Source organism: Sulfitobacter sp. EhC04 (genome assembly GCF_001650875.1).
Taxonomy (GTDB): Bacteria; Pseudomonadota; Alphaproteobacteria; order Rhodobacterales; family Rhodobacteraceae; genus Sulfitobacter.
The window spans coordinates 272,676-286,549 of the sequence record NZ_LXYI01000089.1 but is presented as its reverse complement, the minus strand read 5'-3'; the positions used below and the strand labels follow the sequence as shown (position 1 = coordinate 286,549).

General features: G+C 60.2%; 14 protein-coding genes. 5 read left to right on the top strand and 9 right to left on the bottom strand.

Features of this window, described 5'->3' with window-relative positions; genetic code table 11:
• Positions 1-9: 9 nt before the first annotated feature.
• The 3 genes from A8B82_RS22980 to A8B82_RS22970 all read right to left on the bottom strand — a co-directional run bounded on the left by A8B82_RS22980 (position 10) and on the right by A8B82_RS22970 (position 3,595).
• Positions 10-1,896, bottom strand: a complete 1,887-nt coding sequence (locus A8B82_RS22980) for a polysaccharide biosynthesis protein (protein ID WP_067297946.1) — start codon at positions 1,894-1,896, stop codon at positions 10-12.
• Between the two features lie 198 nt (positions 1,897-2,094).
• Complete coding sequence (locus tag A8B82_RS22975; protein WP_067297944.1) at positions 2,095-2,730, bottom strand: sugar transferase; 636 nt, start codon at positions 2,728-2,730, stop codon at positions 2,095-2,097.
• 10 nt (positions 2,731-2,740) lie between these two features.
• On the bottom strand, positions 2,741-3,595 hold the full coding sequence (locus A8B82_RS22970) for an NAD-dependent epimerase/dehydratase family protein (protein WP_082899441.1): 855 nt from the start codon (positions 3,593-3,595) through the stop codon (positions 2,741-2,743).
• Positions 3,596-3,770: 175 nt separating this feature from the next.
• On the opposite strand from A8B82_RS22970, the gene A8B82_RS22965 reads away from it, so the two are divergent.
• Positions 3,771-4,883 carry a polysaccharide biosynthesis/export family protein gene (locus A8B82_RS22965; RefSeq protein ID WP_067298432.1) on the top strand — a complete coding sequence of 371 codons (1,113 nt, stop codon included), beginning with the start codon at positions 3,771-3,773 and terminating at the stop codon, positions 4,881-4,883.
• 10 nt (positions 4,884-4,893) lie between these two features.
• Here A8B82_RS22965 and A8B82_RS22960 read toward each other — a convergent pair whose 3' ends face one another.
• From A8B82_RS22960 to A8B82_RS22950, 3 genes are all read right to left on the bottom strand, one after another.
• On the bottom strand, positions 4,894-5,889 hold the full coding sequence (locus A8B82_RS22960) for a GlxA family transcriptional regulator (RefSeq protein WP_067298431.1): 996 nt from the start codon (positions 5,887-5,889) through the stop codon (positions 4,894-4,896).
• A gap of 70 nt (positions 5,890-5,959) precedes the next feature.
• Positions 5,960-6,829, bottom strand: coding sequence for a DMT family transporter (locus tag A8B82_RS22955; protein WP_067297937.1), 870 nt, complete (start codon positions 6,827-6,829; stop codon positions 5,960-5,962).
• A 99-nt stretch (positions 6,830-6,928) separates the two neighbouring features.
• Positions 6,929-7,366 carry a MarR family winged helix-turn-helix transcriptional regulator gene (locus tag A8B82_RS22950; protein ID WP_067297934.1) on the bottom strand — a complete coding sequence of 146 codons (438 nt, stop codon included), beginning with the start codon at positions 7,364-7,366 and terminating at the stop codon, positions 6,929-6,931.
• A 159-nt stretch (positions 7,367-7,525) separates the two neighbouring features.
• On the opposite strand from A8B82_RS22950, the gene A8B82_RS22945 reads away from it, so the two are divergent.
• Positions 7,526-7,834, top strand: coding sequence for an antibiotic biosynthesis monooxygenase family protein (locus A8B82_RS22945; RefSeq protein ID WP_067297931.1), 309 nt, complete (start codon positions 7,526-7,528; stop codon positions 7,832-7,834).
• Between the two features lie 55 nt (positions 7,835-7,889).
• On the opposite strand, the gene A8B82_RS22940 is transcribed toward A8B82_RS22945, so the two are convergent.
• The 3 genes from A8B82_RS22940 to ade all read right to left on the bottom strand — a co-directional run bounded on the left by A8B82_RS22940 (position 7,890) and on the right by ade (position 11,632).
• Positions 7,890-8,180 (bottom strand): HU family DNA-binding protein, encoded by a 291-nt coding sequence (locus A8B82_RS22940; RefSeq protein ID WP_067297928.1) that lies wholly within the window; start codon positions 8,178-8,180, stop codon positions 7,890-7,892.
• Positions 8,181-8,309: 129 nt separating this feature from the next.
• Positions 8,310-9,770, bottom strand: a complete 1,461-nt coding sequence (locus A8B82_RS22935; RefSeq protein WP_067297926.1) for an AMP nucleosidase — start codon at positions 9,768-9,770, stop codon at positions 8,310-8,312.
• A gap of 65 nt (positions 9,771-9,835) precedes the next feature.
• Complete coding sequence (ade, locus tag A8B82_RS22930) at positions 9,836-11,632, bottom strand: adenine deaminase (protein WP_067298430.1); 1,797 nt, start codon at positions 11,630-11,632, stop codon at positions 9,836-9,838.
• Positions 11,633-11,719: 87 nt separating this feature from the next.
• On the opposite strand from ade, the gene arsC reads away from it, so the two are divergent.
• The 3 genes from arsC (at position 11,720) to A8B82_RS22915 (ending at position 13,790) form a co-directional block, all read left to right on the top strand.
• A complete protein-coding gene (arsC, locus tag A8B82_RS22925; protein WP_067297923.1) occupies positions 11,720-12,139 on the top strand; it encodes an arsenate reductase (glutaredoxin) in 420 nt (139 codons plus the stop codon).
• Between the two features lie 30 nt (positions 12,140-12,169).
• On the top strand, positions 12,170-12,589 hold the full coding sequence (locus A8B82_RS22920; protein ID WP_067297919.1) for a VOC family protein: 420 nt from the start codon (positions 12,170-12,172) through the stop codon (positions 12,587-12,589).
• A gap of 445 nt (positions 12,590-13,034) precedes the next feature.
• Positions 13,035-13,790, top strand: coding sequence for a class II aldolase and adducin N-terminal domain-containing protein (locus A8B82_RS22915; protein WP_067297916.1), 756 nt, complete (start codon positions 13,035-13,037; stop codon positions 13,788-13,790).
• The last annotated feature ends 84 nt before the right edge of the window (positions 13,791-13,874 follow it).

The following is a 13,874-nucleotide window of genomic DNA, read 5'->3' as shown; positions in this document are numbered from 1 at the left end:
GCGACATATTCAGGAGGTTTTCCGCTCGCGCGCATGTTTGGCGTAGCCTTCGACCCACCGCATCACGACACCTCGGGCCATGTCCTCGTTCGACGCGACAAACGCTTCGCGCAGACGCCGGGTTGCCGATGCGATCTCGATCTCCGAAAGCCCCTCTTCGCGCGTCGCGAAAATCTTGGGGTGCTGGGTCGGGAACCGCTCTCCCGACAGGGTCAATTCCTCGACCATCTTCTCACCGGCACGCAGGCCCGTGAACTCGATCTCGATGTCACCATCGGGGTTCTCTTCGTCACGCAGGGTGTAACCCGCGCTTTCGATGACCTGGCGAGCAAGCTGGAAGATGGAAACGGGCTTGCCCATGTCCAGCACAAATACCTCACCGCCCTGAGCCATGGCACCTGCCTGCAGAACCAGCTTCACCGCCTCCTGAACGGTCATGAAATACCGCTCGACCAGCTTGTCGGTCACGGTCAGCGGACCGCCCCGGCTCAACTGGTCCTGAAACAACGGCACAACTGACCCGGAAGAACCAAGCACATTGCCAAAGCGGACCATCGAAAAGATCGTTCCGCCTGTCTTCGCCGCAGACCGGCGTGCCATATCCTGTATCACCAGTTCCGCCAACCGCTTGGACGCGCCCATGATGTTGGTGGGCCGCACCGCCTTGTCACTGGAAATCAGGATGAACCGTTCCACCCCGGCCTTCGCGGCCTGTTCGGCCAGCGTCTGGGTCCCGAAGACATTGTTGACCAGACCGGATAGCGGATTGGCCTCGACCAGCGGAACATGTTTGTAGGCTGCCGCATGAAGGACCACCTGAACATTGTGTTCGGTCATGACCTTGCGGACCTGCCGCGCATCCGTGATGGACCCAAGAACCGGCACAATCTCGATGGCGCGGCCTTCTGACAATTGGCGCAGTTCCATGTCCGCATTGTAAAGCGCGAATTCGCTCAACTCGAACAGAACCAGCTTTGTCGGGCGACGGTCCAGAGCCTGACGGCACAGTTCAGCGCCGATGGACCCGCCTGCCCCCGACACGAGAATCACCTTCTGCGTATAACATGCGGTGGTTTCGCGGATCGTGTCATCCACCTCAACGCGGTTCAGGAAGCGGTGCGCCGACAGCGGGGTCAGCTTGTCCACCAGCGCCTCTTCTCCGATAAGCTGGGCAAAGGATGGCAGGGTCTGCACCTCCAGCCCCATCTTTTCCAGCCTGCGGGCAATCTGGGCCTGCTTTGGCAGGCTCAGCGATGGAACCGCCAGAAGCACACGGTCAATTTTCTTTTCCCGCGCGACCTCGGCAATCCGCAGCGGGTTGTATACCGGCAGTTGCGCCACGCTGAGGCCCTGAATGGCCGCGTTGTCATCGACAAATGCAACCGGTTCGATGTTCTCATGCCCGCGCAGGGCCGACACCAGCTGCGTACCGGTCGTGCCCGCGCCATAGATCAGGACCCGGCACCGCGAGGTAGAGCGACGATAGATCGCCAGAACCAGTTGCAGCAGCACCGCGCGGCTGATCACCACCGAAGAAAAGAAGGCCGCCCCGAACACCAGATGGACACCCAGCGGCATGCCAAGGCCCAGAATATTGGACACGACAATCGACGTGATGGTGAGGAACATCGCGAATACACCGGTCATGCCGATGGCGGCGGTTTCATAGGAATTCAACTGGATCGCACAGACACCCAGCCACATGGAAACGCCGATGCCGACCAGCAGCACATATGGCAGGACCGGAACATAGGCGATCATGTTCGTGACAAGCCCGCCGGGCAACGCCTGGGCCACAATGGCAAACATGATGGAAAAGACCACCAGCAGCGAATCAAGGGTCAGCAAAATGCCGCGTTTCTGGCGCTTGGAGAACGATTTAATCAGGTTCAGCATGGAATAAAGTCGCCCTCACCCAGGTGGAATAATTTCAGGTTCACATGGGTTACGGCGCACTACCGTCAATGGCAGCTTCGCTATCCCCCGACAAATTTTTCTTTCTAAAACAGGAACTTTATTACACGATCTCCGTCCAGAATCACAGTCCGGTTTCCGACAGGTTGCAGCGAAATGCATCCAGAAAGGCGAAGTGCCCTATTTTTTGGCGGTTTTTGGCCTACGTTTGCGCCTGAAAAGGTTACCGATGGTCTGGAACACCAGGTCGAAGTCATAACATGTCGACTGATTCTCCCGGTAAATGAGGTCGAGTCGCGCCTTTCTCGGCACACAGATTCGGCAGTAGACATCATCGGTTTCCGCAGCGGTCTCACAGCGGGCAAGCAGGCGCTCCTCGTGCTTGTGAAACCGTATCGTTGCCAGGCCCGTCACACCGGGCCGCGACTTCAGCACGTCGCTGTAAATCTCGGGAAAGCGCTCGACATACTCCCGCAAGGGCGGGCGCGGCCCGACAAAGCTCAGGTCACCCCTGAGGATGTTCCAAAGCTGCGGAAACTCATCCAGCCTTTTTGCCCGCAGCCAGGCCCCGGTTGCCGTGATACGGGATGATTTATTGCCGCCGGACACACCTTGGTCGCTGTCGACCACCGTCATCGTCCTCAGCTTCCAAAGATTGAAGGGTTGATCCAGCCCCTTCATCCGCTCTGCCACAAAGAAAAGCGGGCGGCCTTCCTTGATCAGCAGATAGATCAGGAGCCAGATCAGGATCGGCGCAAGGATCACCACCAGCAAAGAGGCAAAGAACAGATCGAAGATACGTTTGCGCCAGGTCATTCAAAGGCCTTCACTGATCACTTTCGGGTTGCGCCAGATAGGCCCGCCATTCCGCGACGAGGCCCTGCGCTGTTCCCGCGTTAGGCGCGAATTCGACAAGCTTTTCAAGTCGCTTCGATTCCAGTTCGACCCGCGCGATTGCCGCAGGCCCGGCATCGCGGGTCATCCATGGCCGATCGGCTGCATCCAGCAACGCGCCCATATGGACCACACCGGGTGCTGCGAGGTTCAGAACTCCGGGCAGGTCTTCGGCAGTGCAAAGGCGATGTATCGCATGGGAAAAGCTGCGTGGCCCGATATAGCTGCGCGCGGGCGTCGTTCCATCAGGCAATACATCCAGTTGCATGCCCTCTTTCCAGCCGCCAAGGATCGCATCGGCCCCGGCGACATTGCCGATACGCAGCATGGTCACTGCCTGGTCGCAGACCTCGGCAGCGGCCAGGGCCTGCTTTTCCATCTGCAGCTTTGCATGTCCGTATTCTGAAACCGGATCACAGTTCATGTCTTCGTTCAGCGGCCCCTCGGCGGCACCGTAAACCGCAGCGGAAGAGGCAAGCAGCAGCCGAGGCACCCCTGCCCGGCCCGCCGCGCGGACAGCTGCAAGCGCCAGCGCCACATTGAGCGACAGCGGATCACCGCTGGCAGCCGCATGCGCCGGCGTAACCCCGGAAAGGCACAGAACCGCACGCCGCCCTGCCATGGCCGCGCAGAGCGCCTCGGCATCCGAAAGCGGGTCGAAACTGATGTATCCCGGTCGCGCAGACCTGCCGTGACAGATCAATTCGGTCTCTGACGGCCAGAAGGCCTGCACCATTCTGCCAAGACGCCCGGATGCCCCAAGCAGCAATACCCCGCTATTTCGCATCGCCCCGCCCGAAATCGTTGACCTGTACCTTACAGGCAGTATCTTGCCCGAAACAGGTATCCAATCGCGACCCTTTTTTTGCCGCCGTGCTTTTCAACACCCGCAGCATTGCGTATGGGAACAATGAGCCCCGGTCTGCGGGATCACAACAAGTGAGCAGAGTAGAATAATGCGCATGACTGTAAAACGGTGTTTAGGCATCTTCCTCGCAGTGGCACTTTCGGCCTGTTCCCAACTTCCGCGCGGCGCTGCCGTGCAAAACGAAATCACCCGCAACGCAGATGCGCCAACTTCTGACATCGCGGTCTATCCTGTGACCCGCGCCTTTCTGCCCAGCGTGCAACACTGGCCCAGCGTCGGCGAAAAAAGACATGCCTGGATCGGAAACAGCCGCGGCTCGAACGCACAGATCATCCGCCCCGGCGATGAACTTGCCATCCTGGTCTGGGACAGCGGCGACAATTCCCTGCTGACTTCGAACGAACAGCGGGTTGCAACCCTGCCGAACATCCGCGTGTCGGAAAGCGGCTCCATCTTTGTGCCCTATGTGGGAAAGGTGCAGGTGTCGGGACGGACCCCTGACAGTGCACGGCAATTGATCCAGCGACAGCTTGAGGCGATTGTGCCTTCGGCGCAGGTGCAGCTTTCCATGGCCGAAGGGCGCAGCAACTCCATCGACCTTGTCGGCGGCGTGAACAAGCCGGGCAACATCCTGATGCCGGACCAGAATTTCACCGTTCTTGCGGCAATCTCCGCCGGGGGCGGTGTGAGTGCGGCGCTGGATAACCCTCAGGTAAAACTGGTACGTGGCAGCAATATCTATGCGACGTCTGTCAGCACGCTTTATGAAAACCCCCGGCTCGACACCCGCCTGCAAGGCGGAGACAAGGTGATTGTCGAGGCCGACAGGCGCTACTTCCTGTCGCTGGGTGCCGCAGGACGCGAGGCACAGCATGACTTCAACCGCGACCAGGTGTCGGCGCTGGATGCTCTGGCCATCATTGGCGGTGTCAATGACGCGCGCGCCGACCCGCAAGGCATTCTTGTCCTGCGCGAATATCCCGCGTCGGCGGTCAGTGCGGGCGTGCGGGGGCCCCGCAAGCAGCGGGTGGTGTTCAGCATCGACCTGACCACTTCTGACGGTCTTTTCTCGGCTCGGAATTTCATGATCCAGTCCGGCGATCTGGTCCTCGCGACCGAATCCAACCTGACCGATACACGCACCATACTGGGGCTGGTCGGATCTGTCTTTGGTGTGGTGAACGCGGCCAGCAACGTTTCTAACTGATCGAGCCCGCTCAGGTCTGACCAGGCGGCAACCAGAACGCCTTGCCATCCACCGATTGCGCGCCGGGCGGGATGCCGAAGGTGGCCCGGTAGCTTTTCGAGAAATGTGACAGCGACCGGAAACCACAGGCAACGCAGACTTCCGTCACGCTCAGCCCCGTTTGCCGCAAGAGATTGCGCGCCTTCTCCAGCCGCAACTGCATGTAATAGCGTTTGGGCGAAGTGTTCAGATACCGCGCAAACAGCCGCTCCAGCTGGCGGCTCGACAGCTTGACCAGATCGGCGATTTCATCCGGGCGCAATGGTTCTTCAAGGTTTGCCTGCATCAACTGCATTGCCAACTGCAACTTTGGGTTCCGCACATCGGCACGGGGTTGCAATGACCTGCGCTGCGCATGGTTTTCCGGGCGCGGCAGGGAATACACCATCTGGTCCGCCACCCATGTGGCCAGGTCCTCCCCGTAATCCGCCTGCACCCGATGCAGCATCATGTCCATCGAAGCCGCCCCTCCTGCCGAGGTAAAGATCCGACCATCCACTGAATACAGCGTGTCCTGCATGATGACATCGGGCAGCATTTCCGTCAGGGCGGTCTTGTACTCCCAATGGGTCGTCACTCGCTTGCCGCCGATCAGCCCCGCCAATGCCAGGGTATAGGTGCCGGAGGACAGAGCCCCGAAATCCATGCCTTTGCGGGTCTGACGCCGCAGCCAGTCCAGCACCGCCCGCGAACTGCCCGCGCCTGCATTTTCGCCCGCGCAGACGATCAGCGTTTCACGCCGGTCCAGATCGACCAGCCCAGCATCCACATTCACCGACACTCCGTTGTAGGCTGCGACGGGATGACCCTTTTCGGACAGCAGACGCCATGCGTAGAACTGCCTGCCGGAGGGGTGATGGTTGGCCAGTGACAGGCAATCCAGCGCACAGGCAAAGCCAAGCGTCGAAAAGCCGGGTATCAGCAGAAACGCATAAGAACGCGGGGATAGATCAGGCGCGACCGACATAGGCGCATCTTGGGCCGGGACCAGACGCGCGCGCGACAAAATCCGCGACAGCAAATGCCGCTTACGACACTTATTCTTTCTTTTGGCGTGAAATCTGGACCGCCAGAATGCCCAACGCCACGATCACCACGCCAAGAATGTCACTGGCGCCCAGCGGCTCGGACAGCAGCAGCGCCGCAATGGCGACCCCAAAGAACGGGTTGAGAAAATGAAACGTCGCCGCCCGCGTCGCCCCCAGACGATTGACCAGCCAGAACCAGATCATCGTCGCGGCCAAGCCGGGCACAAGGCAGGTATAGGTAAAGGCAAAGAACAGCGGCCAGGTCGGGTTCAGGCGGGGCGTCTCGAACAGCAGGGCTGCCAGCGCCAGCGCAACACAGCCCGCCAGCATCTGCAGGCCTACGATCATCAAGAAGTTCCCGCCCGAGGTCGCGCCGCGCACCAGCAATGTCGCGGCCGTCAGAGCCATCACGCCCAGGCCGCATAGCAGGACGCCGGTCAAGTCCACACCGCCGCTCAGCCGGGCGCTCATGATGATGAACACGCCGACCACCCCGGCCAACAGCCCCGCCACCCCCAGCGGCCGCAGCCGTTCGCCCAGAAAGGCCCAGGCTGCAAAGCCGACCAGCAGGGGCATGGTCGAGGCGATGATCGCGGCCAGTGACGCTTCGACGGTCTGCATGGCGACGAAGTTAAGCCCAAGGTAGACCGCGTTCTGCAGGACGCCAAAGATGATCGTCGCGCGCCATTGCGCCGGAGTCAGCCGCCAGCTTTGCCCCAGCGCCAACGCGATCGCGACACCAAGCAGTCCCGAGATCAGATAACGCACCGACAGGGCCCACAGCGGCGACGCGTCCACCACGATGATCCGTGCCGAGGTGAAGGCCGATGACCACATCAGGACAAAGATCAGCCCCGCCAGGATTGCCCGAATATCCATGTTCTGCCTCTGTGTAATTGCTTTGGGTCGTGTCAGGGAACGCCGACCCCGCTTGTATGCCCCCACCCTGTAGCAATCGCGCAAGGCAATCTCCAGAAGTCAATCGGGCGCTTTGCGCAGAGTCTCGACCAGGCGGATGGCGAGGGAAAGAAATTGCTGCGCCTCGTGTTCATCCAGGTCTGCCAGCGCGCGCGCGTTTACCTCGGCAGCTTGGGCGAGTGCGCGGTCTTCCAACGCCTTGGCATGAGGTGTCAGATAAATCAGTCGCGAGCGGGAGTCTTCAGGGTTCCGCTCTCGCCGGATCAACCCGTCCCGCTCCATCCGCTTGAGTGTCAGCGCCATCGTCGCCTGTTCCACGTCCACCTCCCGGACCAGCTCGGCCTGTGTCTGCCCGTCCCGCGCCCAAAGGGCGAGCAGGGTGGGAAACTGGCCCGGCGTCAAGCCCAGAGGGCGGATCGCCACGGCCAGCGCCTGCTCCAGAAGGCGGGCAAGGTGGTTGACCAGATACCCGGCCGATTTGTCTTTGAAATGCACCATGGCCGCAACTTAACCGCAGCTTGAACAGCATGCTATACAAAATGCTTGATTCAGCCGTCGGATCTATTTACATAGCTTACTATGTATTGGAGGAAACGCATGCTTAACTTTATCAAACCCGCCCTCACCACAGCAATTCTGACAGCAGGAGGTGCCGCCATGGCGCAACAGACAGTCACACTCATCAATGTCTTTGAAGTCCCCGAGGGGCGATATGACGAAACCGTCGCCATGTGGGAAGTTGCCCGCGACGTGATGCAGGCGCAGCCGGGCTATGTTGCCACCAGTCTGCATACCGCCCTTGATGAAGGCGCGACATTCCGACTGGTCAACATCGCGGAATGGGAAAGCCCCGCGCATTTCCAGGCAGCACTCCAAGCGCTGGAAGAAGCGAAGATGCCCGAAATCCAGGGGCTGAAGTTTCACCCGATGCTCTACCGCACGCTCCGGCAAGACCCCGAAAACTGAAAGAGCCGCCCGAAGGCGGCCCAGTCAATGGTATCGGTCAGCGTAAGGTGACGGCTTAGCCGTTCACGCTGTCCTTGAGCGCTTTCGCGATGGTCATCTTGACCACCTTGTCGGCGTCTTTCTTGAACTGTTCGCCGGTGGCGGGGTTGCGCACCATACGCTCGGGGCGTTCGCGGCAATAGATCTTGCCGACGCCGGGCAGGGTCACTGCGCCGCCAGCGGACACTTCTTTGGTGATCAGGTCGCAGACTGCTTCCAGTGCGGCGCCTGCCGATTTCTTGTCAGAACCCATCTGTTCCGCCAGCGCGGCGACGAGCTGAGTCTTTGTCATTGGTTTGGTTGCCATGTTCTTATCTCCTTAGACTGCCCGAATTTGGGGCCTCGTGTGCAGAATGTAGCGTTATGTTGTGGGGCAACACAACGCGTTGTAGATGAAAAATCCTTATTTTCTTCGCTTTTTTGCGGTTTTTCGCCGTCAAAGGAAGGCCGTTTCGTCAAATGACCGCAATTTCCGGCTGTGAATCCGCTCCAGGGGGGTGCTTCGCAGAGTTTCCATTGCCCGGATTCCGATCATCAAATGGCGCGAAACCTGTGTCTTATAGAAGTCAGAAGCCATGCCAGGCAGCTTCAGCTCGCCATGCAGCGGCTTGTCGGAAACGCACAAAAGTGTGCCGTAAGGCACCCTGAACCGATAACCGTTGGCGGCAATTGTTGCACTTTCCATGTCCAGCGCGATGGATCGCGACTGGCTGAGCCGCTGCACCGGACCGGACTGGTCGCGCAACTCCCAGTTGCGATTGTCGATGGTGGCAACCGTCCCGGTCCGCATGATCCGCTTCAGTTCATAGCCCTCAAGCTGGGTCACCTCGGCCACGGCCTTTTCCAGCGCAATCTGGATTTCCGCCAGCGCCGGGATCGGCACCCAGATCGGCAGGTCATCATCCAGCACGTGATCTTCCCGCAGATAGGCATGCGCCAGCACGAAATCGCCCAGCGCCTGCGTGTTTCGCAGCCCCGCGCAGTGACCGACCATCAGCCAGGCATGAGGACGCAGCACCGCGATGTGATCGGTTGCCGTCTTTGCATTGGACGGACCAATGCCAATGTTCACCAGCGTGATGCCCGACCCGTTGGCCCGCTTGAGGTGATAGGTGGGCATCTGCGGCGTCTTGATCGTGTCCGGGATGGGCGTGTCGCCCTCCGTGATCTCGACATTCCCGGTACTGACAAAGGACGTATAGCCACTGTCGGGGTCATTCAGCTGTGCGCGGGCGAATGCCTCGAATTCCGTCACGTAGAACTGGTAGTTGGTGAACATGACATGGCACTGGAAATGCTCGGGGTCCGTCGCCGTGTAATGTGCCAGCCGTGCCAGCGAATAATCCACGCGCTGCGCGGTAAAAGGTGCCAACGGCCGCACCCCGTCGGTTTCGACGAAGGTGCCGTTCACGATATCATCGTTTGTCGTGCTCAGGTCCGGCACGTCAAAGACATCGCGCAGAATGAAACTGCCCGCACCTTCCTGCGGCAAGTTGATGGCGGTTTCCGAGTTGACGGCGAAATGGATCGGGATCGGCGTGTCCGATGTGCCAATGACAACCGGCTGGCCATGGTTCTCGATCAGCAGGCCAATCTGCTGGATCAGGTAGTGCCGGAACAGGTCCGGCCGCGTGATCGTCGCCGAAAATGTTCCGGGCGAGGATACATGGCCAAAAGACAACCGGCTGTCCACATGGGCATAGCTTGAGGTGGTGAAACGCACCTCGGGGTAATAGGCGCGAATGCGGGTCCCGTCCTCCGCCGCGCGTGTCACGGTTTCAAAGCTGTCGCACAGAAAGGTCGTGGCCTGGTTGTAAAGCCCCGTCAGCCTGTCCACCGCTGCGGTGGCATCGGTAAAAGATTCGGCCTTCGGGGCATCTGGTGTTTTCAGTTTCATATCGGTTCCTTCTTTTGTTTTTGGGGCGGTCCTGCCCTCGTTTTTGGCGTGATACGCGCGCGATGTTACGACACGATCACATCGGTAAATTCAAATGTGCGCACATCCACCAGCCCCAGATCAGAAATCCTCAACTCGGGGATCACCACCAGCGCCAGCAGGGAATGCTGCATATAGGCATTGTTCAGCTTGCAGCCGCAGTCACGCATGGCCTGCATCATCATCTGCGTCTTTGCCGCGACCTCTGCCGCCGGGCTGTCCGACATCAGGCCCGCGATGGGCAGTTCCACCAATGCCAACTCTTGCCCGTCGCGAAAGATCACGATGCCGCCGCCGACGCTGCGCAGCCGGTTTGCCGCCAGCGCCATCTGGTCGGCATCGGTGCCCACCACGATCATGTGATGGCTGTCGTGGGCCACAGTCGATGCCATCGCCATCTGCCCCTCATAACCAAAGCCCGAGACAAAGGCATTGACCACGCCGCCCGTTGCCCGGTGCCTTTCGACGAGCGCGATCTGGCAGACTTCGCCGGTGGCCTGAACGCGGCCCTCCGTCACCGGCAGCTCGAATTGTAGCGCCTTGGTGGGGGCCTGGTTTTCGACCACGCCGATCACATTTGCGGTCACGCCATTGGCCCCCTCGGGCGCGGGAACGGCAAAATCATCGCCCGTCAGGTCGCGCGCCATTTTCACCGTCTGCCGGGCCTCTTGCGGCCAGTCGTAATGCGGACATTCCGTCAGACAGACGCCATCCTGCGCCACGATCTGCCCGCGCGCGATCACCAGTTCGATGGGCAGTGACGTCAGATCAGAGGTCAGGATCACATCGGCCCGCCGCCCCGGCGTGATCGACCCGATCTCACGCTCCAGCCCGAAATGCGTCGCCGTGTTGATCGTTGCCATCTGCAGCGCAACCAGCGGATCACAACCGCAGTCAATGGCGTGGCGCACCACGCGGTTCATGTGTCCATCGTTGACCAGCGTGCCAGAGTGGCAATCGTCCGTGCACAGGATCATATTACGCGAATCCAGTCCCTTTTCAGTGATCGCGGTGATCTGGCTTTCCACATCATACCACGCACTGCCCAGCCGGATCATCGACCGCATGCCCTGCCGCATCCGCGCCACCGCGTCCGCCTCGCAGGTGCCTTCGTGATCATCCGCAGGCCCGCCCGCCACATAGGCTGCAAAGGCCGGGCCAAGATCAGGCGAGGCATAATGCCCGCCCACCGTCTTGCCCGCGCGCTGGGTTGCGGCGATCTCGGCCAGCATCTGGGGGTCGGCATTGGACACGCCGGGAAAGTTCATCATCTCGCCCAGCCCGACGATGCCGGGCCAGGCCATCGCTTCGGCCACATCCTCGGCGCTGATCTCGAAACCCGTGGTCTCCATCCCCGGCGCCGAGGGCGCGCAGGAAGGCATCTGGGTAAAGATGTTCACCGGCTGCATCAACGCCTCGTCGTGCATCATGCGCACACCTGCCAGTCCCAGCACATTGGCGATCTCATGCGGGTCGGTGAACATGGAGGTGGTGCCATGGGGGATCACGGCACGGGCAAACTCCGCCGGGGTCAGCATCCCGGATTCGATATGCATATGCCCGTCGCAAAGGCCGGGGATCATGTAGCGGCCATGCGCCTCGATGATCTTCGTGTGCGCGCCCCGGCAATGCCCGGCATCCGGCCCGACAAAGGCGATGCGCCCCGCCACGATGGCGATATCATGATCGGTCAGTGTTTCGCGGGTATGGACGTTAACCCAGATGCCCCCCCGGATGATCGTATCGGCGGGGGCGCGACCGGCGGCTACATCGACCAGTTGCGCGGCGCTATCGGGCCATGTCGGAAAAATGTCTTGCGTCATGGCGTAATGGATCAAGAATCGCGACAACGTGCAAGGGGCGACGCCGGGTTTCTTGAAACTGTCATATTACCCGCTTATTCAGCGCGAATGGACATCGTTATCTTTCATAACCCCGACTGCGGCACATCACGCAATGTGTTGCAGATCATTCGCGACGCGGGCTATCAGCCCGACGTCATCCCCTACCTCGACACCGGCTGGACCCGCGGCCAGCTGCTGGCGCTCTTTGCCGCGGCGGGGCTGACACCGCGCACAGCACTGCGCACCAACAAAAGCCCGGCGGCGGAGCTTGGGCTGCTTGATCCCGAAGTCAGCGACGCCGCGCTGCTGGACGCGATGTTGACCCATCCTGTGCTGGTCAACCGCCCCATCGTTGCCTGTCCGCAGGGCGTCCGGCTGTGCCGCCCGTCCGAAGCCGTCCTCGACCTGCTGCCGAACTGGCCCAAAGGGCCCTACCACAAGGAAGACGGGAGTTTGCTGATAGACGCGCAAGGTAACCGGGCCTAGGCTGTTCCGGGGAATGACCGGCGGGGCACCATGAACTACGATGACATCACCCCAGAGGATTTTGGCGCATCCCTGCGCGGGCTCGGGCTGAACCTTCTGGTGCGCGACGTGGCGCGGCAGGTCACCTTTCTGGAGGAGGTGTTCGGCATGAAGGCCTTTCAGCCCACAGCCGACTTTGCCATCATGACCTACGGCACTCAGGTGTTCCAGGTGCACAGTGACGGCACCTATCACAGCAACCCACTGCTGGGCCTGTTGCCGGAAAGCCCCCCACGCGGCGGCGGCATCGAGATCAGGCTCTATGACACTGACCCAGACGCCGCCTGCAACCGGGCAGAGGCTGCGGGCGGCAGCGTCTTGCAGCCCCCCACCGACAAACCCCATGGCCTGCGCGAAGCCTATATTCTGTGCGAAAACGGCTATGCATGGGTGCCAAGCCGGGTCAAATAGTTTACTGCCAGAAAACAAATAATTTGCGAGTAGAGACGACATCTGCTTTGATGGAGAGGCCCATCAGCGTTTCATTTGCTTTTTTGAAAGATCAGCAGCCCTTTTTGGGCTTGGAACGTTGATGCGGCTTTACCGCGACCGTCTTAGGCCCCGGCTTCTTGCCTGTTCGAACGGTTCGAGTGACCGTCTTGCATGCTTTTGCCATAGAAATCACCTCCTTTCAGACGCTGATGCGTACATGTAGTAAGTGAGCCAATGGGCCTCTCTAGATATGCTGACTCCCTTTCATAGAAAAATCAAGAGAGTTGAATCTCTTAGTTCGCTTTGGAAAGGATTCGTTTATCTTTTGTTCCGTCGGCCAAACTATTGCTAATAGCCTAAAGATGTTGTTCCTTTTTGATTGCGTGAAGATCAGAAACTTAGAGATAGTCTAGGGAGTTAAGCCATGACCATCACTCAAATGAAACCCAACATGGACCACTGGCCCGAACGCGTTGACCTCGCCGCCGCTTTTCGCTGGACCGCCAGGCTGAACATGCACGAAGGGGTTGCGAACCATTTCTCACTCGCCGTGGATGATGCGGGCACTCAGTTCCTGATGAACCCCAATCAGGTGCATTTTTCGCGGATCAAGGCCAGCGACCTCCTGCTGATTGACGCCAATGATCCTGAAACCCTGTCAGGGCCGAATGCGCCCGACCCCACCGCCTGGGGTCTGCACGGCGGCGTTCATCGCGCCTGCGCCCACGCGCGTTGCGTGATGCATGTCCATTCCATCCACGCCACGGTTCTGGCCTGCCTGCAAGACAGCCGCCTGCCCCCCATCGACCAGAACTGTTGCACCTTCTACAACCGCATCGTGATTGACGAAGATTACGGCGGCCTTGCGTTCGAGGACGAAGGCGACCGTTGCGCGGCCCTTCTGTCGGACCCGAAACACAAGGTCATGGTCATGGGATCGCATGGGGTCATGGTGATCGGCGACACCGTGGCGGAGACGTTCAACAGACTCTATTACTTCGAACGGGCAGCAGAGACCTATATCAAGGCCCTGCAAACCGGCCTGCCCCTGCGCCGCATCCCGGACGACATCGCGGAAAAGACCGCGCAGGAGCTTGAAAACTACCCTGAACAGGACGCGCGGCACCTGGCCGAACTCAAGGCGATCCTTGACTCGGAAGGCTCCGAATACGCGCGGTAACGCCTGCCCCTGCCAACCGCATGGATGCCACGCGCGTTGCCATTGCCCCCCGGCTTTGGTTATCTGCCGGAAATCACGCGCTGA

Coding starts and splice junctions, on each gene's coding strand:
- A8B82_RS22980 (WP_067297946.1), bottom strand. CDS start 1,896: ATGCTGAACCTGATTAAATCGTTCTCCAAGCGCCAGAAACGCGGCATT.
- A8B82_RS22975 (WP_067297944.1), bottom strand. CDS start 2,730: ATGACCTGGCGCAAACGTATCTTCGATCTGTTCTTTGCCTCTTTGCTG.
- A8B82_RS22970 (WP_082899441.1), bottom strand. CDS start 3,595: ATGCGAAATAGCGGGGTATTGCTGCTTGGGGCATCCGGGCGTCTTGGC.
- A8B82_RS22965 (WP_067298432.1), top strand. CDS start 3,771: ATGACTGTAAAACGGTGTTTAGGCATCTTCCTCGCAGTGGCACTTTCG.
- A8B82_RS22960 (WP_067298431.1), bottom strand. CDS start 5,889: ATGTCGGTCGCGCCTGATCTATCCCCGCGTTCTTATGCGTTTCTGCTG.
- A8B82_RS22955 (WP_067297937.1), bottom strand. CDS start 6,829: ATGGATATTCGGGCAATCCTGGCGGGGCTGATCTTTGTCCTGATGTGG.
- A8B82_RS22950 (WP_067297934.1), bottom strand. CDS start 7,366: ATGGTGCATTTCAAAGACAAATCGGCCGGGTATCTGGTCAACCACCTT.
- A8B82_RS22945 (WP_067297931.1), top strand. CDS start 7,526: ATGGCGCAACAGACAGTCACACTCATCAATGTCTTTGAAGTCCCCGAG.
- A8B82_RS22940 (WP_067297928.1), bottom strand. CDS start 8,180: ATGGCAACCAAACCAATGACAAAGACTCAGCTCGTCGCCGCGCTGGCG.
- A8B82_RS22935 (WP_067297926.1), bottom strand. CDS start 9,770: ATGAAACTGAAAACACCAGATGCCCCGAAGGCCGAATCTTTTACCGAT.
- ade (WP_067298430.1), bottom strand. CDS start 11,632: ATGACGCAAGACATTTTTCCGACATGGCCCGATAGCGCCGCGCAACTG.
- arsC (WP_067297923.1), top strand. CDS start 11,720: ATGGACATCGTTATCTTTCATAACCCCGACTGCGGCACATCACGCAAT.
- A8B82_RS22920 (WP_067297919.1), top strand. CDS start 12,170: ATGAACTACGATGACATCACCCCAGAGGATTTTGGCGCATCCCTGCGC.
- A8B82_RS22915 (WP_067297916.1), top strand. CDS start 13,035: ATGACCATCACTCAAATGAAACCCAACATGGACCACTGGCCCGAACGC.